General features: G+C 65.7%; 17 protein-coding genes. 15 read left to right on the forward strand and 2 right to left on the reverse strand.

The genetic code is table 11. From position 1 onward, the window contains the following. The first annotated feature begins 258 nt into the window (after positions 1–258). The 6 genes from Q368_RS0113705 (at position 259) to Q368_RS0113730 (ending at position 13,708) form a co-directional block, all read left to right on the forward strand. Entirely contained in the window at positions 259–2,427 is a 2,169-nt protein-coding gene (locus tag Q368_RS0113705; protein ID WP_156955734.1) for a polysaccharide deacetylase family protein, read from the forward strand. A 369-nt stretch (positions 2,428–2,796) separates the two neighbouring features. Then, positions 2,797–4,458 (forward strand): glycosyltransferase, encoded by a 1,662-nt coding sequence (locus Q368_RS0113710; RefSeq protein WP_029459625.1) that lies wholly within the window; start codon positions 2,797–2,799, stop codon positions 4,456–4,458. Between the two features lie 59 nt (positions 4,459–4,517). Further along, positions 4,518–6,488 carry a polysaccharide deacetylase family protein gene (locus tag Q368_RS0113715; protein ID WP_029459626.1) on the forward strand — a complete coding sequence of 657 codons (1,971 nt, stop codon included), beginning with the start codon at positions 4,518–4,520 and terminating at the stop codon, positions 6,486–6,488. Between the two features lie 7 nt (positions 6,489–6,495). Beyond that, entirely contained in the window at positions 6,496–11,355 is a 4,860-nt protein-coding gene (locus Q368_RS0113720) for a tetratricopeptide repeat protein (protein ID WP_029459627.1), read from the forward strand. 62 nt (positions 11,356–11,417) lie between these two features. Continuing rightward, complete coding sequence (locus Q368_RS0113725) at positions 11,418–12,392, forward strand: glycoside hydrolase family 18 protein (RefSeq protein ID WP_245611348.1); 975 nt, start codon at positions 11,418–11,420, stop codon at positions 12,390–12,392. Positions 12,393–12,559: 167 nt separating this feature from the next. After that, a complete protein-coding gene (locus tag Q368_RS0113730) occupies positions 12,560–13,708 on the forward strand; it encodes a polysaccharide deacetylase family protein (RefSeq protein ID WP_029459629.1) in 1,149 nt (382 codons plus the stop codon). A gap of 193 nt (positions 13,709–13,901) precedes the next feature. Here the strand turns inward: Q368_RS0113730 and Q368_RS0113735 are convergent, their stop codons facing one another. Next, entirely contained in the window at positions 13,902–15,356 is a 1,455-nt protein-coding gene (locus Q368_RS0113735; protein WP_029459630.1) for an NAD-dependent succinate-semialdehyde dehydrogenase, read from the reverse strand. A 331-nt stretch (positions 15,357–15,687) separates the two neighbouring features. Here Q368_RS0113735 and Q368_RS0113740 point away from each other — a divergent pair, with 331 nt between their 5' ends. From Q368_RS0113740 to Q368_RS0113780, 9 genes are all read left to right on the forward strand, one after another. Continuing rightward, a complete protein-coding gene (locus Q368_RS0113740) occupies positions 15,688–17,388 on the forward strand; it encodes a sigma-54 interaction domain-containing protein (protein ID WP_029459631.1) in 1,701 nt (566 codons plus the stop codon). 421 nt (positions 17,389–17,809) lie between these two features. Continuing rightward, positions 17,810–19,135 carry a 4-aminobutyrate--2-oxoglutarate transaminase gene (gene gabT, locus Q368_RS0113745; RefSeq protein ID WP_029459632.1) on the forward strand — a complete coding sequence of 442 codons (1,326 nt, stop codon included), beginning with the start codon at positions 17,810–17,812 and terminating at the stop codon, positions 19,133–19,135. A 43-nt stretch (positions 19,136–19,178) separates the two neighbouring features. Beyond that, positions 19,179–20,426 carry an ABC transporter substrate-binding protein gene (locus tag Q368_RS0113750; protein ID WP_029459633.1) on the forward strand — a complete coding sequence of 416 codons (1,248 nt, stop codon included), beginning with the start codon at positions 19,179–19,181 and terminating at the stop codon, positions 20,424–20,426. A 73-nt stretch (positions 20,427–20,499) separates the two neighbouring features. Beyond that, entirely contained in the window at positions 20,500–21,384 is an 885-nt protein-coding gene (locus Q368_RS0113755; RefSeq protein WP_029459634.1) for a branched-chain amino acid ABC transporter permease, read from the forward strand. An 11-nt stretch (positions 21,385–21,395) separates the two neighbouring features. Beyond that, a complete protein-coding gene (locus tag Q368_RS0113760; RefSeq protein ID WP_029459635.1) occupies positions 21,396–22,412 on the forward strand; it encodes a branched-chain amino acid ABC transporter permease in 1,017 nt (338 codons plus the stop codon). Beyond that, complete coding sequence (locus Q368_RS0113765; RefSeq protein WP_029459636.1) at positions 22,409–23,140, forward strand: ABC transporter ATP-binding protein; 732 nt, start codon at positions 22,409–22,411, stop codon at positions 23,138–23,140. Before Q368_RS0113760 ends, Q368_RS0113765 begins: the two co-directional genes overlap by 4 nt. Beyond that, positions 23,127–23,837 carry an ABC transporter ATP-binding protein gene (locus Q368_RS0113770; RefSeq protein WP_043785986.1) on the forward strand — a complete coding sequence of 237 codons (711 nt, stop codon included), beginning with the start codon at positions 23,127–23,129 and terminating at the stop codon, positions 23,835–23,837. The genes Q368_RS0113765 and Q368_RS0113770 overlap by 14 nt, the downstream gene beginning before the upstream one ends. A 78-nt stretch (positions 23,838–23,915) precedes the next feature. Beyond that, on the forward strand, positions 23,916–24,572 hold the full coding sequence (locus tag Q368_RS0113775; RefSeq protein WP_029459638.1) for a CBS and ACT domain-containing protein: 657 nt from the start codon (positions 23,916–23,918) through the stop codon (positions 24,570–24,572). Between the two features lie 160 nt (positions 24,573–24,732). Continuing rightward, positions 24,733–25,755, forward strand: a complete 1,023-nt coding sequence (locus tag Q368_RS0113780) for a hypothetical protein (RefSeq protein WP_156955735.1) — start codon at positions 24,733–24,735, stop codon at positions 25,753–25,755. A 21-nt stretch (positions 25,756–25,776) separates the two neighbouring features. Here the strand turns inward: Q368_RS0113780 and Q368_RS0113785 are convergent, their stop codons facing one another. Further along, on the reverse strand, positions 25,777–26,196 hold the full coding sequence (locus Q368_RS0113785; RefSeq protein WP_029459640.1) for a PaaI family thioesterase: 420 nt from the start codon (positions 26,194–26,196) through the stop codon (positions 25,777–25,779). Positions 26,197–26,339: the final 143 nt, after the last annotated feature.

Below are 26,339 nucleotides of genomic sequence, written 5' to 3' on the forward strand. Positions count from 1 at the left end.
TGGTGGTTGCATCCTGCTACGCCCTCTCCTGCCTGGCCGACATGGTTATCAAAACCAAACGGGCAGACTAACGAAATAAAAAAGTTACCCTCCTCGCCGCGCCCGACCGGAAGGGACCCCGGCCGGGCGCGGGCCTACCCGCCCATCGAACAATCGCCCTTTCCCCTGTCCCCTTGCCTCAACGCAATATCCCGGATACGACTGGCTACAATTATGGTATCCGCCAATGCAGTGCTTCGCCGACGTCGGGAGGGAGTCTTGTTTCGTCTGCCGTTTCTGACCGCACTGGCCATCGTCCTCAATTTCACCACCCCGGCCGCAGCCTCAACCTTTTATGTCGATGCGGCTTCCGCGGGCGGCAATGGCTCTTCCTGGGCGACGGCTTGCAAGACTGTGACCCAGGGGCTCTCCGCAGCCGGCTCCGGCGATACCGTTGAAATCGCGGGCGGCACGTACAGCGGGGAAACCCTCACGGCCAGCGTCGCCGGCGTCACCGTGACCGGCAGCACCGCAAGCGGCAAGAACGGCACGGTCACCATCCGGGGCGTCGAAGGCCAGCCCGTGCTCACCGTCAGCGCGCAGACCACGTGGCGGCGCATTGTGTTCGACGGCACGGGAAACACGGACCAATACACGGTGGTCGTCAGCATCACCGGTGGCGCGCCGACCTTCGAGCAGTGCACCCTCGGCCCAGGCATGCAGCTGCTGTCCGTCGGTGCCGGCGGGGCGACCTTTTCCCGCTGCACCATCACCGGCGTACGCCGTGGTACGGAATACGGCCAAGCCATTTCCATCGCCTCAACCACATCCCCTGTGACATTCAACTACTGCCTGTTCTCGGACATGCAGTTCAACTACATCCAACCCCACACGGCCTCCCGGATCGATTTCAACAACTGCCTGCTGGCCGGCTTTTCCGGATATGTGCTTTACGCGGGATCGAGCGCCTCCGTCACGGACGGCGTGCATTTCAAAAACTGCTTGCTCATGGCCAACGGCTTCAACTCCCCCTCCCTCATCCAAAGCCTGTCGGCCGCCGCTCCCGTGACCCTGACCCACTGCCTGACCCAGCCCCGGTCCCCGGTGAACATCACGCAAAGCACCCAGCTCGGCAGCAACGTGACCGAGGACTCCCCCCTCGTCCCCGGCTCGCCCGGCCTCACCCACGGCCGCCGGCAGGCGCTTGTCAACCTCGGCATCGACGACGCCATACACCTTGACATGTGGAGCCAGATGTCGGCCGTGGCCAACGCCTACGGCATCCGCACCACGCTGGCCCTGAACGCGACGGAGGACATCGGCAGCACGGACTGGGGCATCATGCAGGGGTTGGTCAACGCCGGGAACGAGGTGGCCGCCCACACCGCCCACCATGTCTATCTGCCCGAAAAAAACCTCTTGAACGTGACCGCCGAAAATGCCGACGCCACCCTGACCGTGACAAGCACCGACGCAGCCGCCCAAACCCTGACGCTGGCCGTGGGCGGTTCGACCGTCGCCTCCTTCGACCTCGCCGCCACGGGCTACGACACCATCGGCGGACTGAGCAGCGCCATCAACGCCCTGGACGGCTTTGCCGCCAGCGCGATCGCCATTTCCGGCACGAGCTACACCACCGCCCCGGTTCTTTCCCGGGACCTCAACGCCACAAGCGTGACCCTTACGCCGAACGTACAAGTGTCCCTGGCGCGAAACGACACGCAGTTTTTCGCCGACGAGATCACCGCGCCCAAGGATACCATCCAAAGCCAGCTCACCCAGCCGAACTCGAGCACCCCCTACGTCTGCAACAGCTTCGTCTACCCCTTCCTCGGCGCGGACAATGACACCATCGCCGCAACCGGCGCGGCCGGGTTCACCGCGGCGCGCGGCGGCTATTACGGCTCCTACGCCATGGGCGGCTTCTGGACGTCCAGCACGAGCCCGGGCGGCTACGACACGCTCAACATCTGGTCCATCGAGCCGGGGCAGGCCTTCGGCAAGGGCCTGGACGCCGCCACCCTGGCCCGGCGCGTCTCGGCCTTGCTGGAGTGGGCCAAATTCACCGGTGCGGCCATCTCCCTCTACAGCCATGGCGAAGACGAATACAGCCTGAGCGACTGGACGGCGCTGATCGACGTCCTGCGCGCCGACACCGAAGTGACCTTCGCCACGCTCCAGAACATCCGCGAATACGTGGCCACGAACGGCCAGCTTTCCTCCGGCGCCACCTACGTACGCACGGAGCCCTGGCCCGACGTGGCCGATTACACGCCGACGGCCGACTCGGCCCTGCTGCGGGCCGGTGCCGTCTACACCACGGCCATGACCGACTTCGGCGGCCATACCGTGCCGGCAGGCACCATCCCGGCCGTGGGTCTGTACCAGTGGCCGGGCAATGCCGTCCCGACGCCGACCCCTGGGTTGCTGCTTCTGCTGCTTCATTAAGCGCCTCCCCTCTCTGCCCGGCTTCCTCTTTTTTCCCTGCCTCCTTGCTATTTCGGAGAATCACTCTCCCTGGCATCACCCTTGCTTTCTCTCCCGTGGCCTCTTTTAAAACGATACCCGCTCCTGGACCCCAAGGGCAGGCCTACCATGTGTGCATCGGAAAGAGATAAACGATCTCAGAAAGATGATTCCGGGTTGTTGCAACAGGTCACGACGATTCCCGAAAAGAAGCGCCGCCCCGTCCGCCCGATACGGCAACAAAAGCGGATCAGTTTTTCATAATGTGAAACAAAACGGCCGACACTCGGATGCGGGCGGCAGCCCCACAGGCCAGCCTGCGGCCGCAACCTCCAGGGAGCCACGACGATCATGGAAGTCTTTCCCCGAGAAAAACCCGACCGCCGCTTCCTGCCGGACATCCCTTCCAAGGGAGCCACACGCCGCACCTATGACACCCGCTACTTTTCCGAAGGCAAGGCGGACGTCTATTCCGAAGACGGCAAGTACCGCGACTGCTCGGGCAACGTGGTCAACCTGTCCCAGGGCGGCATGTTGCTTTCGCCGGACAAGAAACTGCGCGTAGGACAAAAGGCCATGCTGCGTTTCTTCCTGAACGCCGGCACCATGCCCGAAGGCTACGAATCCTACCTCAAGCTGCCCGCCACCGTCGTACGCGTGGATTCCGCCACAGGCCACGCGGCCTTCCAATTTGAACGGACCATCACCGAGAGCCTGCGCCGTCGGCGCTGGCGCTATTTCGAGGCGGCGGCCCTGCTCGGCATCATGCTGGCGCTCATCGGCGTCTGGTTCATCAAAAAGGAAAGCATCTTCTACTTCTGGTTCGACGTGCCGGTCTTCCTCTACGGCCTGTGCGCCCTGTTCTACCTGCTGTCGCGGTTCTTCTTCGCCGCCCTGTACCGGCCCTATCCGGCGGACGTGAACTTCACCCCGAGCGTGAGCATCATCGTTCCCTGCTTCAACGAAGAGAAATGGATCGAGCGCACCGTGCGCGGCTGCCTCAACCAGCACTATCCCGAGGAACTCCTGGAAGTGATCGTGGTGGACGACGGCAGCACCGACGGTTCCGTGGCCGCGCTCAAGGCCGTGCGGGACAAAGTCTATGACGAAGTGGGCGAACGGCTCATCATCCACGTCTTCCCCGAGAACCGGGGCAAACGCCACGCCATGGCCGCCGGGGCGCGCCGGGCCAAGGGCGACGTCATCGTGTTCGTGGATTCCGACAGCTTCCTCCAGCCCGATTCCGTGCTCCAGGTGGTGCAGCCGCTCAAGGACCAGCGCGTGGGCGCGGCCACGGGCCGGTGCGAGGTGGAAAACAAGTGGACCAACATGCTCACGCGCATGCAGGCCGTGCGCTACTTCGTGGGCTTTCGCATCTTCAAGGCGGCCGAGAGCATCTTCGACGTGGTGACCTGCCTCTCCGGCCCCCTGGCCTCCTACCGCCGCGACGTGCTCATGCGCTACCTCGACACCTGGGAACACCAGACCTACCTCGGCCAGCCCGCCACCTTCGGCGACGACCGCAGCCTCACCAACTACGTCCTCGGCAGCCATTACGCCGTGTACCAGCACACGGCCGTGACCCACACCATCGTCCCCTCGACCTACAGCAAGTTCTTCAGCCAGCAGATGCGCTGGAAACGGTCCTGGCTGCGGGAGAGCCTGCGGGCCTGCCTTTTCATGTGGAAAAAAGAGCCCTTCATGGCCATCTCCTTCTACCTGGGCTTCCTGCTGCCGGTCCTGGCCCCGGTGGTGGTGCTGCGGGCCTTCGTCTTCATGCCGTGGGCCTATGGCATCTGGCCGGTCACGTACATCGCTGGCGTGTTTTTCATGAGCATGCTCATGTGCACGTCCTACCTCTTCCTCAAACGCTCAAATCTCTGGTTCTACGGCGTGCCCTTCTGCTTCTTCTACCTGTTCGTCCTGTTGTGGCAGATCGTCTGGGCCGTGTTGACATTCTGGAAGTCTTCATGGGGCACCAGGCCCTCGCACTTTGATTCCGAAGCGCATTAGACAGGGCAACCGGCAGACAGGAACGCAGCTAACAAACCCCAAGCCCCAGGGGCGACGCCATGAAAAAAACCATTCGCTACATCTTCCAATACGCCATCCTGGGCCTAGCGGCCTACCTGATCTATCAAACAGCCTTTACGCGCGGCACGCCGCCCGTCTTCGACCGGGCCAATTGGAGCCAGCGCGACGGTTTCGTGGCCCTGTCCGTGGGCGGCCTCACCGTCAGGGACGACGTGCCGGCGCTGATGACCAAGACCCGGCTGCGCGAGCACCTGCAGGCCCTGGCCAAGGCCGGCTACCGCACCATCACCTCCGATGACGTGCGCGCCTTCTACGACGAGGGCAAGCCCCTGCCGGAAAAGGCGCTCTACCTCATGTTCGAGGGTGGCCGCAAAGACTCCGTGCTCTTCAGCCAGCCCGCCCTTCAGGCAACCGGCTACCACGCCTCCCTCTACCTCTACGGGGGCCACCTCAAGGGCTGGAACCGCTTCTTCGTCCGCGACAGCGAGGTCCGGAAAGTGGCGGAGAACCCCTTCTGGGACGTCAATTCCATGGGCTACAATTGGAATCTCATCAACGTCACACCCCAGGGCGGCTACTCCCATTACCTGACCGCGCTCATCGACGGCCCGAACGGCAACCCCGTGGAAACCCAGGAACAGTTCGACGCCCGCGCTGCCGAGGATTTCCGCCTGGCCGCCAGCTCCATCAAGGAGGCCACAGGCATCGCCCCGGTGGGCTACCTGTTCACCCCGGCCAACACCCTGGGCGTGAGCATGCCGGAAGCCCTCGCCCGCCCGGTGGAACAAGACCTCGAAAAGCATTTCCCCATTGCCTTCACCCGGGTCGGCGAGAGCTACAACGACCGCGAAAAAAAACCCCGGGAGCTCACCCGGATGCAGATCGGCCCGGACTGGACCCCCGAACGCCTGCTCCTCGAGATCGAATCGCGCATGCCCCGCTCGCGCTACCTCGACTTCGCCGATTCCGTGCGCCAGGGCCTGTGGCAGGTCACGACCGGCGGCATCGCCGCCGACGGAGCGCGCCTGATGCTGAGCCAGGCCGGTGGCAAGGCCCCCTTCGCCCGGCTGCGCGGCTCGGAAGGGTTCGAGAACTTCCTGTGCCAGGTCAAAGTCTACCCCACGGACGAAGGCGCGAGCCTCGTGTACCTGCGCTACCGCGACCCGGGTTCCTTCGTGCGCGTCCAGACCACCACGGACCGGGTGCTCGTCCAGGAAAAAAACGGCACCTCGCTCAACACCATCTTCCAGTACGTCCTGCCCCTGGATCACAAGGGCCCGGTGACGCTCGAGTGCTGCGTGAAGTCCAACCGCCTGCTGCTGCGTGTGGACGGCACGGTGGCGAGCACCTACCCCATCCCCCTGACAGCGGACACCAGCCGGGGCAGCTTCGCCCTTGGCTCGCTCGGCGAAAATATGCGTCAGCCGGCCCTGTTCGGGGACCTGCGCCTGACCGCCTTTCCGCCGCGCTGGGTCCAGACGGCGCGCGTGGCCAACGTGAACCTCGACGATTCCCTCACGCTCACGGCCATGGTGTTGCCGGCCGACACCCTGACCCGCGACCCGGTCGGCGACGCCGCCGCCATGGTGGCCGTGTCGTCCAAGGGCGTGAACGCCTATCTCGACATGACCGGCGCGGATGCGGCCCGGATCACGGAAACCGTGCGCTTCGTCAAGGACGCCCCGGCCTCCCTGGTCTTCGCCAAGCTGTTGCGCGGATTCGTGCTGTCCCTGGACGCCTTCCCCGAGCTGCGGGATCTTGCCGCGCTTCTGGACACGCTGCACGCCCAGGGCTTTTCCGCCGCCGTGCGCCTGACCGCCGCTGCGGCGGCCCGGCTGACCGCGAGCAACGTCGCCCTGGCGGCGGACTGGCTGCTCTTCGACGCGCCGCCGAGCGCGGAGGACGCCGAGGAAATGACCGCGCTCAAGAACCGGTTCGACAGGGCTCGCATGCTGTACCGCGAACCCGGCCCCGACGACGCCGCAATCTTCTATCAGGGAAAGAGGTAGCCGCGCCATGATCAAGAAACTTCTCCTGCTCGTGGCGCTCGTCCTGGTCGCCCCGTCCGCCTCCTTCGGAGCGGATGCCTCGGTGGTCACGCTCCTGCGCCAGTCCCAGCAGGCCGAGGCCCGGGGTCAAACCGACCAGGCCCTGGAGATGATCAACCAGGCCCTGAGCCAGGACCCGGCCTACCCTCCCCTGTGGCGGCAAAAGGCCAGCATCCAGATCACCGCCAAGGATTATGCCGGCGCCCTCGATACCCTGGCCGTGGTCCTCAAGGCCGAACCCGACGACCTCGAGACCAACGTGCTGGAAGTCAGGGCCCTGCTGAGCCTTGGCGACCAGGGCACGTCCCGGCTCGACCAGTACGTCTCCGGCATCAAGGAGGGCATGGCCGATTCCCTGATCGCGGATCTGCTGCCGCGCCATCAGGCCAAGGCCAACCTGGCGCGGTTCATGGCCGCGTGGAAACCCGCCTCGACCGAGGGCCAGACCGTGAAGCGTCTGGCCCTCGGCTACGCGCAAGACGATGCCGGGGCCCTGCGCGAACTGGCCGACGCCCCGAGCCCGGCCTCGCAGAAAAACGCCTTCGCCGCGCTCCAGTTCTTCGCTGGCAAGGAAGCCCTGACCGGAAAGCGCCTGGAACTGGCCCAGAAGCTGCTCGACAAGGCCATGGCCAACGGCTACGACCCGGTGGCCGTGACCGGCGAACTCGGCTGGGTGCGCTACAACCAGGGCCAGCCCACCGCCGCCGCCGACCTGTGGGAATCCAAATGGCGCGATGCCCCGGACGTGGGCCTCTGGGCCGGCTGGATCGCCGACGCCCGCCTCACGGCCAAGGACTACTCCCGCGCCGCCGATTTTCTTGAAAAAACCCTGCAATTCTCCCCCAAGAACTCCCTCTATCAAGGCCAATACCTCTTTGCCCTGCGGGCATCCGGGCAAAACGACAAGGCGGACGCCTTCGAGGCAAGGCTGCGCGCCGATTCCGATCAGGACGGCCTGCACTTCGGCCTGGCCATGACCGCTTGGAGCCGGGGCGACGACGCCGGCGCGGCCGAGGAATTCCGCCAGATCAAGAATCGCCGTCCCTTCCGCGACCGCATCATCGAACTGGCCGACGCCATGGTCGGCAGCATCGGCGCCAAGGGCGATCCGACCAAGGCCATCGCCTCCATCGAAAACCTGATCGAGGGCCTCGACGTGCGCGGGAACATCCTGCGCGACATCGGCTGGCGGTTGTGGGCGGCCAAGCGCCCGGACATGGCCCTGTCCTTCTGGCGGCAGTCCCTCAAGGAAGGACTGCCCGCCGGCGATCCGCTGGTGGCCCGCGTGGTGCCGCTTCTGATCGAGACCGGCCGCACCGGCGAGGCCATGACGCTGCTTAAGGCCAACGCGCCCGAGGTCACGCCCCTGGGGCTGGCCTGGAGCCTTGCCGTGGCCAACCGCTGGGACCTCGTGGGCAAGGTGCTGCCCGCCGTCCCGGCCGGCCCCTACCCGGATCTGTTCGGGGCCATGGCCGCCCTGCAAGGCGGGCAGCCCCAGGTCGCCCTGGACAAGATGCGCGTCGTGTCCACCCTGCCGGCCGGCGGTTTCGGCCAAGTGGCGGTGGTCGGCTTTTCCCCGGAAGGCCAGGTCGTGCGCGGTTCGCTGTCCCCGGCACTGGCCGACGAGGTCTACCTGCGCATCGCCCGCACCCTGGTCGAATACCAGATGGCGCAGGGCTTTTTCTTCCTGACGCCGCCTGCCTGGGCCGCCGGGGTTTCGCCCCGGGCCATGGCCCCGGTCTGGGCCCAAGCGGGCCGGGTATTGTGGACTTCCGGTCAGTACGACCAGGCGGCCGTGTTCCTGGAAAACGCCCTGGCCGCCGATCCCGGCCAGACCCAGGCCATGCTCTATCTGGCCCTTTACGCCAAGCGCCAGGGCGACAACGCCAAGGCGCAAGGCCTGCTCGACCGGGCCCTGGCCAAGGCCACGCCCTTCGACCGCAGCTACGCCCTGGGCGAATTCGCCCTGCTCGACGGCAATGCCCAAACCGCCCTGACCCATTTCCAGGAAGCCGTGTCCCTGGCCCCGAACGACACCGCCCTGCGCCTTCGCGTGATCGGGCTGCTCGCGGCCGCTCGCCGCTACGACGAAGCCCGCCGGATGGCCGGCTGGTTCGACGCCATGGTCGCCAAGGGCGACCGTGCCGTCTTCAGCGCGGCGGCCGCCGCCAAGCTCGAGCTTGGCGACGCCAAGGGGGCCGAAGCCCTGTACCGAACCCTGCTCGCCACCCGGCCCGCTTCCTTGGACTACCTTTCGGGCCTGGGCCTCGCATTGAACCGCCAGAGCCGCTACGCCGAGACTGTGGCCGCCCTGTCCCGCACCTACGCCGACACGGCCTCGCCCTTGCTCGGCGGCGTGCTGTGCGAGGCGCTGCTCTCCCTTGGCGAATACCAGGAAGCCCTGAACCAGGCCGAAATCGGGCTGGCCAAGCACCCCGAGAACAAGGAACTGCTGCGTCAGGCCGCCGAGGCAACCGAGTTCGCCAAGGACCCGGCCCTGTGCGAGGCCTATGCCAGGCGCTACCTGGAACTCGACCCCGACTCGTCCATCGTGCAGAACATGTTCGCCCAGGCCCTGCTCGACCAGAAAAAGTACGACGAGGCCCAGGCCCATTACACGGCCCTGCTTAAGAACAACCCGGCCTACCTCCCGGCTGTGCGCGGCAACTTCAACATCTACCAATACACCGGCAAGGCGGCCAAGGCCTACAAGGCGGCCCAGGAACTCATGAAACTGGCCCCGGACAACGCCACGCTGCGTCTGCAGTACGCCGTGGCCGCCGCCGCGGACCAGGACTTCCGCCCCGCCTACCCGGCGCTGCACACCATCCGGGACTTCGGCCCGGGCAGCCCGGTGTTGTGCCTGTATTACGCCGACGTGCGCGACGCCGAAACGCCCGGCAAGGTGCGCCTGTCGCAGATGGCCGACCACCTGCGGGCCATCGCCGCCGCCGGCGGCAGCTTCCTTGGTGCGGACGACCTGGCCAACCGGCCGGCCGGCGACGCCGCCCTGCAAAAACGCGACACCAACCTCGCGCCCCAGGTCTTCCTCATCGTGGACCGCACCGACGCGGCCGTGCTCAAGAAGATCGACGCGCTGCTGGCCGAGGTCGGAGGCAAGGCCATGCTGGTCGTCGGCGGCGAATCACTGACCGCCGGCACGCCCTATCTGCCGGATCTGGCCATGGTCCGCGCCCTGGCCGGCAACGGCCGCTGGTCCCTGGCCCTGACCGACCACAACCCGCCCCGCGCGGACGGCCAGACGCCCGGCGCCCTGAACCTGTGGAACACCTGCGGCGCACAGGCCTGTCCGCCCGACGAAACGCCGGGTTCGCGGCTGGCCGCACGGCTGCATGACCTGGACCCCCAGGGCGTGATCTTCGGCGACGCCCGCCCGGTCTTCTTCTACCCCGGCGGCGACGCGCCCCAGGACATCCTGGGCGCAACCGACGCCGGCCGGGAAGCCTACCGGAAACTTGTGGCGGACACCTTCCCCATGGCCTTCGAACTCAACAGCGAAGGCTACTGGACCCCGTTGTCCGATCCCCACCGCATCGCGGCCAAGGCCGTGGCCCCGTCCCTGGACACGGCCGGGCTCACCCGCTACCTGGAGCAGGTCAACCCCATGCGCCAGGTCTCCCTGGAACTGGCCAAGGTCTACTCCTGGCAGGAACAGCTCGGACAGGCGGAGAACTATTTCAAGGAAGCCGACGAGCTCAAGGCCAATCCTGCCGACCTGACCTACCACAAGGCCGTCAACGCCTACTACATGTACGACGACCCCGTGGCCGTGACCCGGGCCCAAAAGGCCGTGGCCGTCGATCCCGATGCCGAACGCACCCATATCCAGCTGGGCCGGGCCGAACTGCGCACCAGGCCCAAGGCAGAAGCCAGCATCAACACCTGGTGGGACAGCGACAACCGCCGCTACTGGTGGTACGGCCTGCGCGGCGAAGTCCACGTCCTCGACAGCCTCGTGGTTTTCGCCAAGGGCGGCCGGGTGGAATGGTCCATCGACAGCTACCAGCGGCGCGGCTACATGCTGCGGGCCGTCTCCAACACCATTGCGAACGGCTACCTGAGCGCCTCCGACGTCTACAACGTGCTCAATTCCCGCCGCACCCAGTACCTGGACGGCGAAGACCTCGTGGTCGGGGCGCGCTGGTTCTTCCATCCGGAGTTCTGGCTGGAAGCGCAAGGCCAGCTGACCAACACCGACGGCGGCCCCAGCACCTGGCTCAACGGTCAGGCCACCCTGCACGGTCCGTTCGCGCCCAAGGGCGTGCCCATCGACGGCACCTGGGACGTCCAGGCCGCCCACGAGCGCATCGACACCGTGGAGGCCATCTCGGAACAGATCATGGCCAACCGGTTGAGCCTTTTTACCCACAACCGGATTTTCAACTACTACGACCTGTTCCTGAACCTGCACGGCATCTCGCGCAGCGACGGCAACAACTCCGGATTCGTCGACGGCCGCCTCCTGGCGCGGCTGTTCGAATACCCGCTGTTTTCCGTGGGCTACGCCTTCCAGTTCGCCAACAGCGACCGCAATCCGACCCAGTACTGGGCGCCCCTGGACCTGGCTACCCACCTGGCCTACGCCACCGTCGGCTACGCCCCGACGCGCTGGTTCAACATCAACGGCAGCGTGGGCTACGGCCCCTCGCGCGACCGCAGCAACGACTGGCGCAACATCTGGCGCGTCAACGCAGGCATGGACATCACCCTCAAAGAGCGGTTAAAGTTCTCGGTGAAGTACTCCTATTTCAGTTCCCCCACCTACAACCTCAACGAAGCATGGGCAGGCATAAACTACACGTTCTAGGCAGACCACGGGCCGTCCGCCAGGGGATTACCCTCCTGGCGGCGGCCCTTGCGTGCGCGTTCGTGCTTCTGTCTTTTTTCCCGGCGCGGGCCTGGGCCCTCACCGCCTGGATCGCCGACTGGGATCTCGCCCGGGGGCTGGCCGAGTTCCGGTCCCATCCGGGCCTTTTTGATTCCATCCGGGTCTTTTCCGCCAATTTCGACGAAAAGGACCGGCCGTCCCTGGCCCCGGACTGGGCCAGAATCCTCGGCCGGGACGCCTCGGGCGTGTTCGGGGCCACGCCCGTCTTCCTGACCGTGGTCAACGACGTGGTCGCGGCCTCGGGCAAGGGCCTGAAACTCAAGGACCCGCCCCTGGTGTCGCGCCTGACGGCCACGCCCGAAGCCCGGGCCCGGCATATCGACGCCCTGGTGGAGCTGGCCAAGCGCCATCATTTCCAAGGCATCGAAATCGATTATGAAAATGTGGCCGAAGCGGATTGGCCCAATTTCCTGACTTTCGTGGCCGCGCTGCAGGCGCGCACCGCATCCGAGGGATTGGCCCTGGCCGTGTTGCTCCAGCCCCAGCGCCGCTACCTGGCCACGCCCCTGCCGCCCGGGCCGCAGTATGTGCTCATGGGCTACAACCTGTTCGGCTTCCATTCGGGCCCCGGCCCCAAGGCCACGCCGGAGTTCCTGGCGGCCCAGGCCGCGGCGTTGCGCGCCATCGGGGCGCTCGGTGCCACCACGCTGGCCCTGGCCACGGGCGGCTTCGACTGGACCGGCTCGCAAAAGGCCAGCCAGTTGACGGAATCCGAGGCCCGGACCCTGCTCGCCAAGACCCGCGCCACGCCCACGCGCTCGCCCGGCAACGGCTATCTTGTGAGCCACTACCGCGACGACGCCGGCAAGGACCACGAGGTCTGGCACGCCGACGGACAGACGATGGACTTGTTGTGGCAGGCCGCGCAGGCGGCGGGATTCAGCAAGCTCGCCATCTGGCGGCTCGGCGGCAACTCGCCATCCCTCTTCACCTTCTTGTCCGGGCTCAAACGCTAGCGCCGGCATTGTCTTCCCGCATGGCGTTGCTATCTTAAGGAAACGTCGCGTGCGCACGGTCACGCTTTCAAAGACGAAAGCGACCCGAATGGGACCGTCATGCGCCGGATGTAAAGGCGAAATGAACCCTCGGCACTTCCCGGGGGCTGACCATGAGAGGAAATATGATGCGCATCCGTTCCTTCGCAATCCTGAGCCGCTTCGCGCTGGCCTGCCTGCTCCTGGCGGCATCGGCCGCCCCTGCGCCGGCGCAAGGCCTCTCCGCCGCGACCAAGGGCGTGCCCCTGCCCGGCAAAGGTCCGCGAGCCTACCTCGCCGTTATCATAGACGATCTCGCCAACCTGCAGCTGTGGTCGCAGCTGGCCGACGACGCCGACGCCTACGGCATCAAGACCACCCTGGCGCTCAACACGGCCAAGGCCACCCCCGCCGACTACGCGCTCATGTCCCGGCACATCGCCGCCGGCCACGAAGTGGCCAACCACACCCGCGACCACGTGCCCGTGGCCCCGGGGGCGGCCATCCGCCTGCGCTACGCCAACCCGGCGGCAAAGTCCGCCTACGCCGCCGTGGATGAGGAAAAGCAGACCCTGAAAATCTTCGTCAACCAGAACCCCGAACCCGTGGCGAGCCTCGACCTGTCCGAAGAAGGGCGCACCCCGAGCCTCAAGCAGCTCGTGGACGCCCTGAACGACGTGCGCGGCGTGACCGCGGAACTCGGCGACCCCTACAACGCCAATCTCCGGTCGCGCTACCTGGCCACCGACGCCAAGACGGACATCTTCTTCAAAAACGGCTTCGCGCCGCTGTTCATGGACACGGCCAAGAGCTCCCGCTACGAGATGGCCGGAGCGCTCGAGGACATCAAGGCCGGCATGCCCGACCATCCGGCCACGTCCATGATCTATCCGTTCCTGGTGAACGATTCCGTCACGCGCGCCGTCACCGTCGATCTCGGCATGACCTGCGGCCGTGTGGGCACGGCCGGCACTGCCGCCCTGGGATCGCCCGACGGCTACGACCTCTACCGGATTTACGCGGTGAAACCCCGCGACGCCTTCGGCACGGACGTCGCCAGCCCGGACTTCGCCGCGAAGGTCGCGGCGTTCCTCAAGAAGATCAAGGAAGTCGGCGGCGTGCTCAGCCTGTATTCCCACGGGCCGGACGAGTTCACCAACGAACAGTGGAAAGTGCTGCTGCCGATGCTGGCCAAGGACAAGGAGGTGGCCTACGTCACCCTGCACGGCCTGGAAGAGGCGGTAAAAAAGCTCGCCGTGCCGCGCGACGGCAAATACTACCTGCCCCAGGGCAAGTAGCCGAACGCATCGCGCCAGATCGCGCCAAGTCGCCACAAATCAAGAACCGCGCCCGGAGCCTTATGGCAGGCCCCGGGCGCGGTTTTCGTTGCGCGGCCCAGGTTTCGTGGGCGCGTCCCCCCTTCCCGGGAGGTCCAGGAGGGGCCGTCGCCCCTCCTGGCCGCCGGAGGCCTCTCTCCCCCGGCATTGCGCATCAGCCGATCTGGGAGCAGATGTATTTGATCTCCAGGTACTCTTCCATGCCGTACTTGGAGCCTTCGCGGCCGATGCCGGACTGCTTGACGCCGCCGAACGGCGCGACTTCGTTGGAAACAAGGCCCGTGTTGTGGCCGATGAGGCCGTATTCCAGGGCCTCGGCCACGCGCCAGGCGCGGCGGACGTTCTCGGTGTAGAAGTAGGCGGCCAAGCCGTACTCGGTGTCATTGGCCGCGGCGACCACTTCCTCTTCCGTGTCGAAGCGGAAGATCGGGGCCAGAGGGCCGAAGGTCTCTTCCTTGGCCACGCGCATGGCCTGCGTCACGCCGGAGAGGATGGTGGGCTCGAAAAACGAACCGCCCAGGGCATGGCGCTTGCCGCCGAGCAGGAGCTTCGCGCCCTTGCCCAGGGCGTCGGCGATGTGGCTTTCCACCTTTTCCACGGCCTTGGCGTCTATCATCGGGCCGATCAGCACGCCGGGCGCGTCGCCGCGCCCGATGGGCATCTGCGCCACGGCCTCGGCGAGGCGGGCGGCGAAGGCGTCGTGGATGCCGGACTGCACGTAGAGGCGGTTGGCGCAGACGCACGTCTGGCCGGCGTTGCGGTACTTCGAGGCGATGGCCCCGGCGACGGCGGCGTCGAGGTCGGCGTCGTCGAAGACAATAAACGGCGCGTTGCCGCCGAGTTCGAGCGAAATGCGCTTGATGGTCGGCGCGCACTGGGCCATGAGCTGGCGGCCGACCTCGGTCGAGCCGGTAAACGAGAGCTTGCGCACGGTGTCGCTCGCCGTCAGCACCGCGCCGATCTCCCGCGACTTGCCGGTGACAACCTGGAACACGCCGGCCGGCACGCCCGCCTCCACGGCCAGTTCCCCGAGGGCCAGGGCGGTAAACGGCGTCTGGGCGGCCGGGCGCACGATCATGGCGCAGCCGGCGGCCAGCGCCGGGCCGGCCTTGCGCGTGATCATCGCCGCCGGAAAGTTCCAGGGCGTGATCGCCGCGCACACACCCACGGGCTGCTTGATGACGAGGAGGCGCTTGTCGGCCGTGGGCGCGGGAATCACATCGCCGTAGACGCGCCGCGCTTCTTCGGAAAACCACTTGAGAAACGACGCGGCGTAGAGGATCTCGCCCTTGGCCTCGGCCAGGGGTTTGCCTTGCTCGGTGGTGAGGATGCGCGCCAGGTCGTCGGCGCTGGCCACGACCAGATCGTACCATTTTTCAAGGATCTTGGCCCGCTCGGACGCGGCCCTGGCCGCCCAGGGCCTGTAGGCCGCATGCGCCGCCGCGATGGCCGCTTCGATCTCCTGCCCGGACAGCTGGGGCACGCGCCCGACCGGGCTGCCGTCCGCGGGATTGTGCACGGCCATGGTCTCGCCGCTTGCCGCGATCGCCCATGCGCCGCCGACGAGGCAGGCTTCGCGGAAGAGCTTGGGATTGGAAAGCTGCAACATGATTTCCCCCTGTGCTGGCGTTGACGAAATTCCCGACCGGGAATGCCTTGCGCTGCGGGCGCGCCGTCACCGTCGTAATAAATTTTTTAAAAACAGTGCGTTACAAATATACGCAACAGGTTGGAGACGGCGCGCAACAGGCCCGGGGCCCATTGGGTCCAGGCCTATAAGCCCGGACGCGTCCCCTGCGCAAGGTCCGCGACGGCTTTCCGGCTCGGCGGGGAAAGGCTTCGCCAGACGCGCGCGGTTGCCTCCGACCGGGCTTCCATGCCACTTTGCGGCGAAGGGAACGGACCCCGGTCCGCTCCCTGGAATTTTTTGCGGAGCCCCCATGCCAGCCCCCTTCAGCGACGCCGACATCCTGCGCGCACTTCCCGCGCCCATCCTGGCCGTGGACGCCGACGGCCGGGTCGTCGCGGCCAACGAAGCGGCCGTTGCCCTTTTCGGCGAACAGGCGGCCGCGCCCGGAGCCGCGCTGCCCCTTGCGCGCCCCGCGCTCTGGCAGGCCGTGTCGGCCATCCTCGCGACAGGCAGGCCCGGCAACATCCGCCTGAGCGAGGGCGGCCGGGCGCTCGGAGCCCGGGTCACGCCCATCGTGCGCGAAGGGCGCACGGTCGGGGCGACGCTGCTGTGCGCCCAGGGCGGCGAAGGCTGCGGCGAACTCGTGGGCGCGCGGCTGCGCACGATCCTCGATTCCGTGTCCGACGGCATCTGGATCTGTTCGGGCGAGGGCGTGATCCTGGAGATCAACGCCGCCTCGGAGCGGCTCAACTCCATCGAGGCCGCGGACTACGTGGGCAAGGACGTGGCCTGCATCGTGGCCGACGGCATGGTGGACCGCTCGGCCACCCTGGAGGTGCTGGCCACGAAGAAGCAGGCCAGCATGATCCAGCACATCACGCGCACGGGCAAGCAACTGCTGGTCACGGCCTCGCCCGTGCCCGACCCGGGCGGCGGCATCGCCATGGTCGTGGTCAACGAACGCGACGTGACCGAGCTCAACAACCTGCGCGAGGGCCTGCAACACGCCCGCAAGGTGGAGGAGCGCTACCGCAGCGAGCTGGCCGAACTGTCGCTTTTCGAACTGTCGCAAAAGGACATCGTGGCGCAAAGCCCGCAGATGCAGCGCACGCTGCGCACGCTGCTGAAGCTTGCGCAGATGGACGTCTCGCGCATCCTGCTGCTCGGCGAATCCGGCACGGGCAAGGGCCTGCTCGCCAAGTTCCTGCATCAGGTGAGCCCACGCGTGGAAAAGCCCTTCATCCAGATCAACTGTCCGGCCGTGCCGGAAAACCTCTTCGAGGCGGAACTGTTCGGCTACGAGAAGGGGGCGTTCACCGGCGCGCGGGAGAGCGGCAAGGCAGGCCTGATCGAGCTGGCCATGGGCGGCACGCTCTTCCTCGACGAGGTGGGCGACATCCCGCTCGCGGCCCAGGCCAAGCTGCTCAAGTACCTCGACGACCACGAGCTGCGCCGCCTGGGCGCGAGCATGTCCCGGCAGGTGGAATGCCGCGTGGTCGCGGCCACCAACTGCGACATGGAAGATCTGGTGGAGCGGCGGCTTTTCCGCAAGGACCTCTACTACCGGCTCAACACGTTTCTCGTGCGCATCCTGCCGCTGCGCGAGCGCCGCGACGACATCTTCGGCCTGGCCGAATTCTACCTGGCCCAGCAGAACGCCCGCCACGGCAAGGCCAAGCGGCTTTCCCCCCGGGCCATGCGCCTGCTCGAGGCCCACGACTTTCCGGGCAACGTGCGGGAACTCGTAAGCCTGATCCAGAAGGCCTTCGTCATGAGCGAGGACGACGACCTGACCGACGCCCTGGAGGAGGCCCTGGCCGGGGATACGGGCGGCGAGGCGTCCGGCGGCGCGCCGCGCACCCTGGCCGAATCCACGGACCAGGCCAACCAGCGCCGGCTGCGCGAGGCCATGGCCGCCTGCCGCACCACGCGGGAGATGGCTGCCTATCTTGGCGTGAGTCAGGCGACCGTGGTACGCAAGCTCAAACGGTATGCCCTGACCCGGGATTGATTCACTTCTGAATCAGCATTTCCCCGTCGCCGCGTCCGCGACGGGTCCGCTTTCCCCCTCCCTGCTGCGGGCGCATTGCGCCAACTCCCTTTGCTCCTTCCCTGTTTCCGATTTGTCCCGGTTTTTTTGTGCGTGCGGCGGTCCCTGCCGTGCCGGGTCGAGTCCGGAGGCGTGCTGTTGCTGAATCGAAAAAGAATCAGTGCCAGCACTCTTTCGTTATTGATTTTTTACAAATTTGCTGATTCTGTTCTGAATCAGGGCACGCGCCAAAAGGCGCAAAGGAATTTTCAACATACTAAAATAACAGGACATTAATTCATATCGCTCCTGGCGTGGTTTTTGCTGCGAAGTCAAGCTGACGTTTCGGTTGCCATATTTCCAGGGCGTATTCGCCCTCAACCGCCAACTTCGAGGAAGCTCCGTGAACACCACTGACAAGGCGAGCCAACTGCAAGCGCTGCGTGAACGCTATGTTCCCAAGGGCCATCCCAACGCCACGCCCTTTTTCGTCGAATCCGCCCAGGGCGCCTTGCTGCGGGACGTCGCCGGCCGCGAATTCATCGATTTCGTCGGCGGCATCGGCGTGCTCAACGTCGGCCACTGCCACCCGCGCGTCGTGGCCGCCATCAAGGACCAGGCCGACAAGTACCTCCACACCTGCTCCATGATCACGATGTACGAGCCTTACGTGGAACTGGCCAAACGCGTGTGCGAGGCCGCCGCCGGCCCCACGCCGAAAAAGGCGCTTTTCGTCAACAGCGGTTCCGAAGCCGTGGAGAACACGGTCAAGATCGCCCGCTGCCACACCGGCCGCGCCGGCGTCGTGTCCATGAAGAACTCCTTCCACGGCCGCACGCTCCTGGCCATGACGCTCACCAGCAAGGTCAAGCCCTACAAGTTCGCGTTCGGCCCCATGGCCCCGGAAGTCTACCAGTACCCCTACTACGCCTACTGTTACCGCTGCCCCCTGGGGCTCTCCTACCCGGACTGCGGCGCGGCCTGCGCGGACAAGATGCGCGAATTCTTCATCGGTACCGCCGCCGCCGAACAGATCGCCTGCATCGTGGCCGAGCCCGTCCAGGGCGAAGGCGGCTTCGTCGTGCCGCCGGTGGAATTTTTCACCAAGCTCAAGGCCATCTGCGAGGAGTTCGGCATCGTCTTCGTCGCCGACGAGGTCCAATCCGGCTTCGGCCGCACCTCGAAGATGTTCGCCATGGAGCACTTCGGCATCGAGCCCGACCTCATGAGCGTGGCCAAGAGCATGGGCGGCGGCCTGCCGCTGGCCGGCGTCATCGGCAAGGCCGACATCATGGATTCCGTCCACGTCGGCGGCATCGGCGGCACCTACGGCGGCAACCCCCTGGCCTGCCGCGCCGGCATCGCCGTCATGGACGCCTTCGAGCAGGACGGCCTCCTCGACGCGGCCGTGCGCCTGGGCGACACCCTCCAATCCCGTTTCGCGGCCTGGAAGGACGCATTCCCGCTGATCGGCGACGCGCGCGGCCTCGGGGCCATGCGCGCCCTGGAATTCGTCTCCGACCGCACGACCAAGGCCCCCTGCCCCGAAGCGGCCAAGGGCGTGGTCAAGTACTGCCAGGACCACGGCCTGCTCGTGCTCTCCTGCGGCAACTTCGGCAACTGCATCCGCGTGCTCATGCCGCTGGTCACGACCGACGAGCAGCTTTCGCGCGGCCTGGACATCATGGAACAAGGCATTCGCGAGGTTTCCAAAAGCCTCGGCAAATAGGCGTTGGCCCGACCGACAGCAACCGTCAACCAAGGGGAAAGCCATGAAAACGCATGACAAGGGATCGCTGCTGACGTGCTGCCTGGCCGCGGCGCTGGGCCTGGTCCTCGCCGCCTCGCCGGCCCTGGCCGCCGACAAGGCGGTCAAGATCGGCAACGTCGAGCCGCTCTCCGGCCCGTCGGCCTCGGTCGGCGTCCAGGGCAAGCAGGCCCGGGAAATGGCCGTGGAGGAGATCAACGCCGCCGGCGGCATCAAGTCCCTCGGCGGGGCCAAGCTCGAGCTGATCTACGCCGACAGCAAGTCCGACCCCACCGTCGGCGTGACCGAGACCGAACGGCTCATCAACACCGAAAAGGTCAACCTCATGACCGGTTGCTGGAACTCCGCCGTGACCTACCCGGCGACGCAAGTGGCCGAGCGCTACGGCATCCCCTTCGTGGTGCCGGTCGCCGTGCGCGACACCATCACCGAGCGCGGCTTCAAGAACATCTTCCGCGTGGCCGCCAAGGACTCCTGGTGGGTGCGCGACCAGTTCCGCTTCCTCAAGGACATGCAGGAGGAAACCGGCACCAAGCTCAAGACCATCGCCTTTGTCTTCGAAAATGGCGACTGGGGCACGGGCTTTGCCGAGAAATGGCGTGAACTGGCGAAAAAGGACGGCTACGAGGTCGTTCTCGACGAGCCTTATCCCAGCACCGCCACGGACCTGACCCCGGTCGTGACCAAGCTCAAATCCGCCAACCCCGACATCGTCATGCTCGTCTCCAACGCCGCCGACGCCATCCTTTTGACCAACACCATGGCCGAAATGCAGGTCAAGCCGAAAGTCGTGCTGGCCAGCGGCGGCGGCCACGCCGATCCCAAGTTCCTGGAGAACACCGGCGACACCGCCTACGGCATCTTCGACGAGGTCGAGTGGAACACCGACGTCAACAAGCCCGGCGCCAAGGAAACCAACGCCAAGTTCAAGAAAAAGTACGGCTACGACCTGACCGGCGAATCCGTGGACGCCTACGCCTCCATGTACGTCATCGCCGACGCCCTGGAGCGCGCCGGCTCCACCGACCCGGCCAAGGTCCGCGAAGCCCTGGCTTCGACCAAGCTGAGCACCGGCCCGGCCATGATCGTCTCCTACGACGGCGTGGAATTCGACAAGGACGGCCAGAACAAGAACGCCGGCATCGTCATCGTGCAGGTGGCCAAGATCGACGGCAAGCCCCAGCGCGTGACCGTGTGGCCCAAGTCCGCCCGCCGCGCCGGCTACACCCCGGTCTTTCCGGCCAACAAGTAACCCGAACGCTTCCCCATAAACGCCCCGGGCGGCCTGGCTGGCCGCCCGGGGCAAACGTCCTGGAGTTGGCCTCATGACCGCGGTGATTCAGGCGACACTCAACGGCATCATGATGGGCTCCATGTACGGGCTGACCGCCTTGGGCCTCACCCTGATCTTCGGGGTGATGAAGGTGATCAACTTCGCGCACGGCTCCCTGCTCATGGTCGGCATGTTCAGCGCCTACTGGCTGATCAAATTGACGGGCATCCACCCGTATTTGGCCCTTCTGATCGTTCCCCCCGTCCTCTATGTCTTCGGCTACTATCTCCAGGATGTGGTGATCAAACCCGTGTTCAAGGCCGAACGGCAGACCCGCGAGCCGGCGACGGTCATCATCGTGACCACCGGCGTCTGGTACGTCCTCGACAACCTCTCGCTCATGCTCTTCGGCGCCGAGTACCGCACCGTGCGCACGGCCATCTCCAACAAGTCCATGGCGCTTGGCCCGTACATCCTTTCCATCCCCAAATTTTCCGGCTTCGTGATCGCCGTGCTGGCCACGATCGGGCTGGCCCTTTTCATGCGCAAGACCAAGATCGGCATGGCACTGCGGGCCACGGCCCTGGACCGCGAGGCCGCCAACCTCATGGGCATCGACCAGTACAAGGTCTACAATATCGCCTTCGGCCTCGGCACCGCCATCGCCGGCATCGCCGGCTGCGTGCTGATTCCCTTTTACTATGTCTACCCGTCCGTGGGCGTGGTCTTCGACATCCGGGCGTTCATCATCGTGGTGCTCGGGGGCCTCGGCAGCATTCCCGGCGCGCTCCTCGGCGGTCTGGTCATCGGCCTGATCGAATCCGTCTTTTCGCAGTTCATGGCCTCGACCTGGACCGAAGCCATCATCTACGCAATTTTCCTCATCATCTTGTTCGTGAAACCCTCGGGTTTTTTCGGCAACAAACAGGACTGGTAGGAGGCGCAACCGTGAGCCGAAAACAACTCGACACCTCGCTGCTCGGCCTGGCCGCCCTGATCGCCTTCGGGCTGCCCCTGGTGGTGACATCCCCCACCTACCTGCAAATCCTCATCCTGCTCTTTTTCTACGCCTACCTGACCACCTCGTGGAACCTGGTCGGCGGCTTCGCCGGCGTGCTGCCGCTCGGGCACTCGGTTTTCGTCGGCATCGGGGCCTACACCTCGACCATCCTCACCCTCCAGTACGGCGTCTCGCCCTGGATCGGCATGCTGGTCGGCGGGCTGCTCGCCGCCCTGGTCGGCGTCATCATCGGGCTGCCCACATTCCGCCTGCGCGGGGCCTACTTCTGCCTGTGCACCATCGCCTTCGCCGAAGGCATCCGGGTCATGGTGGAAAACATCGACTCCCTCGGGCCGCTTAAGATCAACGGCCCCCGCGGCCTGCTCATTCCACTCAAGGAGCCCTCGTTCTGGCACTACCAGTTCATGTCCAAGCTGCCGTACTACTACATCATCCTGACGCTGCTGATCCTTGTGCTGGCGCTGACCTGGTTCATCTCCCGCTCCAAGATCGGCTACTACCTGGCCGCCGGCGGCGAGGAGCCCGAGGCCGCGACGGCGCTCGGCGTCAACGTCGCCAACTGCAAGCTGCTGGCCATGGCCCTGTCCTGCTTCTTCACGGCGCTGGCCGGCACGTTCTACGCCCAACTCATGCTCTACTTCTATCCCAAGGGCCTCATGGGCCTCGACCTCTCCTTCGAGATCGCGTTCATCGCGCTGATCGGCGGCCGGGGCACCATCGCCGGCCCGGTCATCGGCGCGCTGGTGCTGCGGCCGCTTAACGAGTTCACACGCATCTACCTCAGCGACATGTTGCCCGGCCTGCATCTCGTCATCTTCGGCCTCATCCTCATCATGGTCATGCTCTACAAGCCGCAGGGGCTCACCGCCCCCCTGGCCGCGGCCTACGACAAGCTGGCCCGCAAGATCACGCGCGAGCCAAACGCCAAGGGAGCCGCCGCATGAGCGCCAACATCCTCGAAATCACGGCCCTGACCAAGCACTTCGGGGGCCTCACCGCCGTCAGCGCCCTGGACCTGCACATCGCCAAGGGCGAGATCATGGCGCTTATCGGCCCCAACGGCGCGGGCAAGTCCACGGTGTTCAACCTCGTGGCCGGCGTCTACCCGCCCTCCGACGGCGTCATCCGCTTCAAGGGCGAGGTGATAAACGGCCGCAAGCCCTGGAACCTGTGCAAGCTGGGCCTGGCCCGCACCTTCCAGATCGTCAAGCCCTTCGCCAGCAAGACCGTCCTTTATAATGTCATGGTCGGCGCGTTCCTCCACACCAATTCCACCGTCAAGGCACGGGAGCGGGCCGAAGAGGTCATGGCCGTGCTCGGCCTGGACGGCCTGCGCGATCGCCTGGCCGGCAGCCTCACCATCGCCGACCGCAAGCGCCTGGAGATCGGCAAGGCCCTGGCCACCGGCCCCGAACTGCTGCTCCTCGACGAAGTCATGGCCGGCCTGCGCCCCACGGAAGTGGACGACATGATCACCGTCATCAAGGGCCTGCGCGACCGCGGCGTCACGGTCTTCGTCATCGAGCACATCATGCGCGCGGTCATGGCCCTGTCCGACCGCGTGGCGGTCATCCACTTCGGCCAGAAGATCGCCGAGGGCACGCCCGAGGCCGTGACCAAGGACGAAAACGTCATCAAGGCCTACCTTGGGGGGGACTATGACGCTGCTTAGCGTGGAACACATCGACGTGGCCTACGGCGACGTCCAGGTCATCAACGACTTGTCGCTGACCGTGGAGGAAGGCGAGGTCGTGAGCATCATCGGCGGCAACGGCGCGGGCAAGTCCACCCTGCTCAAGACCATCTCCGGGCTCATGGCCCCGAGCGCGGGCGCCATCTTCTTCAGGGGCGAGCCCATCCACAACCTGCCGCCCGAGCGCATCGTCGAGCGCGGCATCGTGCATGTGCCCGAGGGCCGGCGGCTCTTTTCGCTCATGACCGTGGCCGAGAACCTCCTGATCGGCGCGTACACGCCCCGGGCCCACAAGGAGCGGGGCAACACCCTGCGCCAGGTCCATGCGCTCCTGCCGCGCCTGCTCGAGCGCGAAGGCCAGATGGCCATGACGCTTTCCGGCGGCGAGCAGCAAATGGTGGCCATCGGCCGGGGACTCATGGCGCTGCCCGGCCTGCTCATGCTCGACGAGCCGTCGCTCGGGCTCGCGCCGATCCTGGTCAAATCCATTTTCGATACCCTGCGCAAGATCGCCGACACCGGCACCACGGTGCTTCTGGTCGAACAGGACGTGAACCATTCCCTGCGCCTGTCCGACCGGGGCTACGTGCTGGAGCACGGCCGCGTGGCCCTGGCCGGCGAAGCGGCGCAGCTGCTCGAAAACCCGCACATCAAGTCGGCCTACCTCGGCATCTGAGGCCGAAAGCCGGCACCCCATGGCGGACCGCGCGGATGCGGCCCGGTCCGCCCCACCTTTAGCGCAAGGAGCCACAGCATGCTCGTCGGGGATTGGATGTCGCGAAACGTCGTCACCGCGACCGAGGACATGTCCATGATCAAGGCCGGCCGGATGCTGCGCGAACGCAAGATCCGCCGCCTGCCCGTGGTGGACAGGGAAGGCAGGCTCGTCGGCATCGTGTCCGAGCGCGACCTCAAGGCAGCCTCGCCCTCGGGGGCGACCACGCTCGACATGTACGAGATGACCTACCTGCTCTCGGAGATGAAGCTCAAAGGCATCATGACCAAGTCCCCGCGCAGCATCCGCCCGGGCGACACCGTGGAGCGGGCGGCGCTCGTCATGCGCGACCTCAAGATCGGCAGCCTGCCCGTGGTGGATGCGGACAACAAGGTGGTCGGCATCATCACGGACACGGACATCTTCCGCCTGTTCGTCTCCATCACCGGCATCGACCAGGACGGCATCCAGATCGGCCTGCGCCTGGGCACGAGCGAAGGGAGCCTCAAACCCGTGCTCGACGCCCTGCGCGGCCACGAGGCCCGCATCATCAGCATCCTCTCGTCCTACGACCGCACGGACGCCACGCGCCGCGACGTCTCCATCCGCATCCAGGGCCTGCCCGAGACACGGGAACGCGAACTGCGCGCGGTGCTGGAAAAGACCTGCCAGGTGCTTTCCTGGACGCGCGACTAGAACGCATACCAATCCACTCTCATGAAGCAACGGGGCCGGTCGCATGACCGGCCCCGCTTCTTTTACGCCGCTATGAAGCGGAATCACCACTCGGGCAATTGATTTCCTCTCTCGCCCACCTTATGTTGCAGCACCAAGCCGCCACACAAGGAGATCTGGTATGCAAGCGCTGTTCCATGCTATAATGGCGACAATCACCATCATATTGACACTGACATCTTCACATGCCCACGCCGACACGATACCATACAACAGCGACTACAATGCGATAAAAGAACAGCTCTCGACACCGCAAGCCGCTGCCGCATACATGGCCGCCTACTTTACCTACGATACGAATCGCCCTGGATACATGCCCTATTCTCCGGCCACGTTGAACACCTTGAAAACAGGTGATTGCAAGGATTATGCGACATTTTTCGCTTCCATCCTGGTCTCGCACGGCTATGCGATCAAGAAGTACGCGTTCCGTTACAACACTTCAAACAACTACGGGCATATCGTCACCCTCTTTACGGATACGGACGGCAAGCAATACGTCGCGAGCAACCACGGAAATGCGCAGGAAATCTTCGGCCCGGTCACGAGCCTCGATGAGGCGGGGAGCTTCCTCCTGGCGGGCGGCGTCCTTCCTTCCGGCTCCGTCGCGGACGACTGGCTGGAATACCCGCCGGAATTCACCGGCTACCTGCAACACTCGAACGGCTTTCTCTACAATGCCGACTACCAGACGGCCAAAAGCCAGCTCCAGTATTTCCAGCACCCGGCCAGCTACATGACGGCGTTTTTCACGGCGCAAACGCACCCCGGGGCCAATGCCTACGCTCCGGCGGAACTCAACAGCCGCAAGACCGGCGACGCCAAGGACTTTGCCGTGTTCAACGCCCAAAACGTCTATGGCTCCTCGATCCACTCGTTCCGATGCAACCAGCGCACCAACGCCGGCCACGTCATTTCCTCGAACACGTACAATTCGAAATACTACGTGCAAAGCAACCAGTACTTTTTCGGTCCCCTCGACGCGCTTACGGACGTCATCCCCCTGCTCAAGGAAAACGGGCACATCCCCGCCGACTGCACGGCCGACAACTGGCAATCGTATTCGAGCACCTATACCGGGCCCTTTCCCGTCGCTACGGTCCCTTCGCCCCCGGCTGCCTCGCTGTTGCTGCTCGAGCAATAGCCACACCGGGTCGCGGCCCGGTCAGCTGCCGTGGCGGATGTTGTACACGCCGCGGCCCTCGGCCACGTGTTCGTCCGGACTGCCGTCGGACCACAGCACGACCTGGGCGTTGCCCACGCGGTTGCCGAGCAGGCGCACGGTCGCCTCGGCGTAAAGGTCGTGGGCCGTGGCCGGGCGCAGGTAGTCCACGCGCAGGTCGATGGTGGCGATGCGGTCGTTGAGCTCGCAGCGGGTCCAGACGGCGAAGCCGGCGCAGACGTCGGCCAGGGTGGAGATGACGCCGCCGTGAATCGCCGGGCGGCGCGCATCGCCGATCAGGTCCTCGCGAAAGGGGATGAAAAGCCGCACACGCCCCTCTTCCACCGCCGCCACGCGGATGCCGAGCATCTTCTGGAAGGGCAACCCGTTCTCGATCAGATCAGCCAACACCTTGAAATCCATGTTTTCCCTCCGCGCCTTGTCGTGTCCCGTGTTCCCGTCGGGACCGGTGGCCGGGCATAGCGGCGACATGCCCTTTTGTCCAACCCCGCCTGAGCCGGATGCGGCCGTTGCGCACATCGCTGCCGCCGGAAACGGTTCCGGCG

Source organism: Solidesulfovibrio alcoholivorans DSM 5433 (assembly GCF_000702665.1).
Lineage (GTDB): Bacteria > Desulfobacterota > Desulfovibrionia > Desulfovibrionales > Desulfovibrionaceae > Solidesulfovibrio > Solidesulfovibrio alcoholivorans.

Coding starts and splice junctions, on each gene's coding strand:
- Q368_RS0113710 (WP_029459625.1), top strand. CDS start 2,797: ATGGAAGTCTTTCCCCGAGAAAAACCCGACCGCCGCTTCCTGCCGGAC.
- Q368_RS0113755 (WP_029459634.1), top strand. CDS start 20,500: ATGACCGCGGTGATTCAGGCGACACTCAACGGCATCATGATGGGCTCC.
- Q368_RS0113720 (WP_029459627.1), top strand. CDS start 6,496: ATGATCAAGAAACTTCTCCTGCTCGTGGCGCTCGTCCTGGTCGCCCCG.
- Q368_RS0113765 (WP_029459636.1), top strand. CDS start 22,409: ATGAGCGCCAACATCCTCGAAATCACGGCCCTGACCAAGCACTTCGGG.
- Q368_RS0113775 (WP_029459638.1), top strand. CDS start 23,916: ATGCTCGTCGGGGATTGGATGTCGCGAAACGTCGTCACCGCGACCGAG.
- Q368_RS0113715 (WP_029459626.1), top strand. CDS start 4,518: ATGAAAAAAACCATTCGCTACATCTTCCAATACGCCATCCTGGGCCTA.
- Q368_RS0113770 (WP_043785986.1), top strand. CDS start 23,127: ATGACGCTGCTTAGCGTGGAACACATCGACGTGGCCTACGGCGACGTC.
- Q368_RS0113740 (WP_029459631.1), top strand. CDS start 15,688: ATGCCAGCCCCCTTCAGCGACGCCGACATCCTGCGCGCACTTCCCGCG.
- Q368_RS0113780 (WP_156955735.1), top strand. CDS start 24,733: ATGCAAGCGCTGTTCCATGCTATAATGGCGACAATCACCATCATATTG.
- Q368_RS0113735 (WP_029459630.1), bottom strand. CDS start 15,356: ATGTTGCAGCTTTCCAATCCCAAGCTCTTCCGCGAAGCCTGCCTCGTC.
- Q368_RS0113750 (WP_029459633.1), top strand. CDS start 19,179: ATGAAAACGCATGACAAGGGATCGCTGCTGACGTGCTGCCTGGCCGCG.
- Q368_RS0113730 (WP_029459629.1), top strand. CDS start 12,560: ATGCGCATCCGTTCCTTCGCAATCCTGAGCCGCTTCGCGCTGGCCTGC.
- Q368_RS0113785 (WP_029459640.1), bottom strand. CDS start 26,196: ATGGATTTCAAGGTGTTGGCTGATCTGATCGAGAACGGGTTGCCCTTC.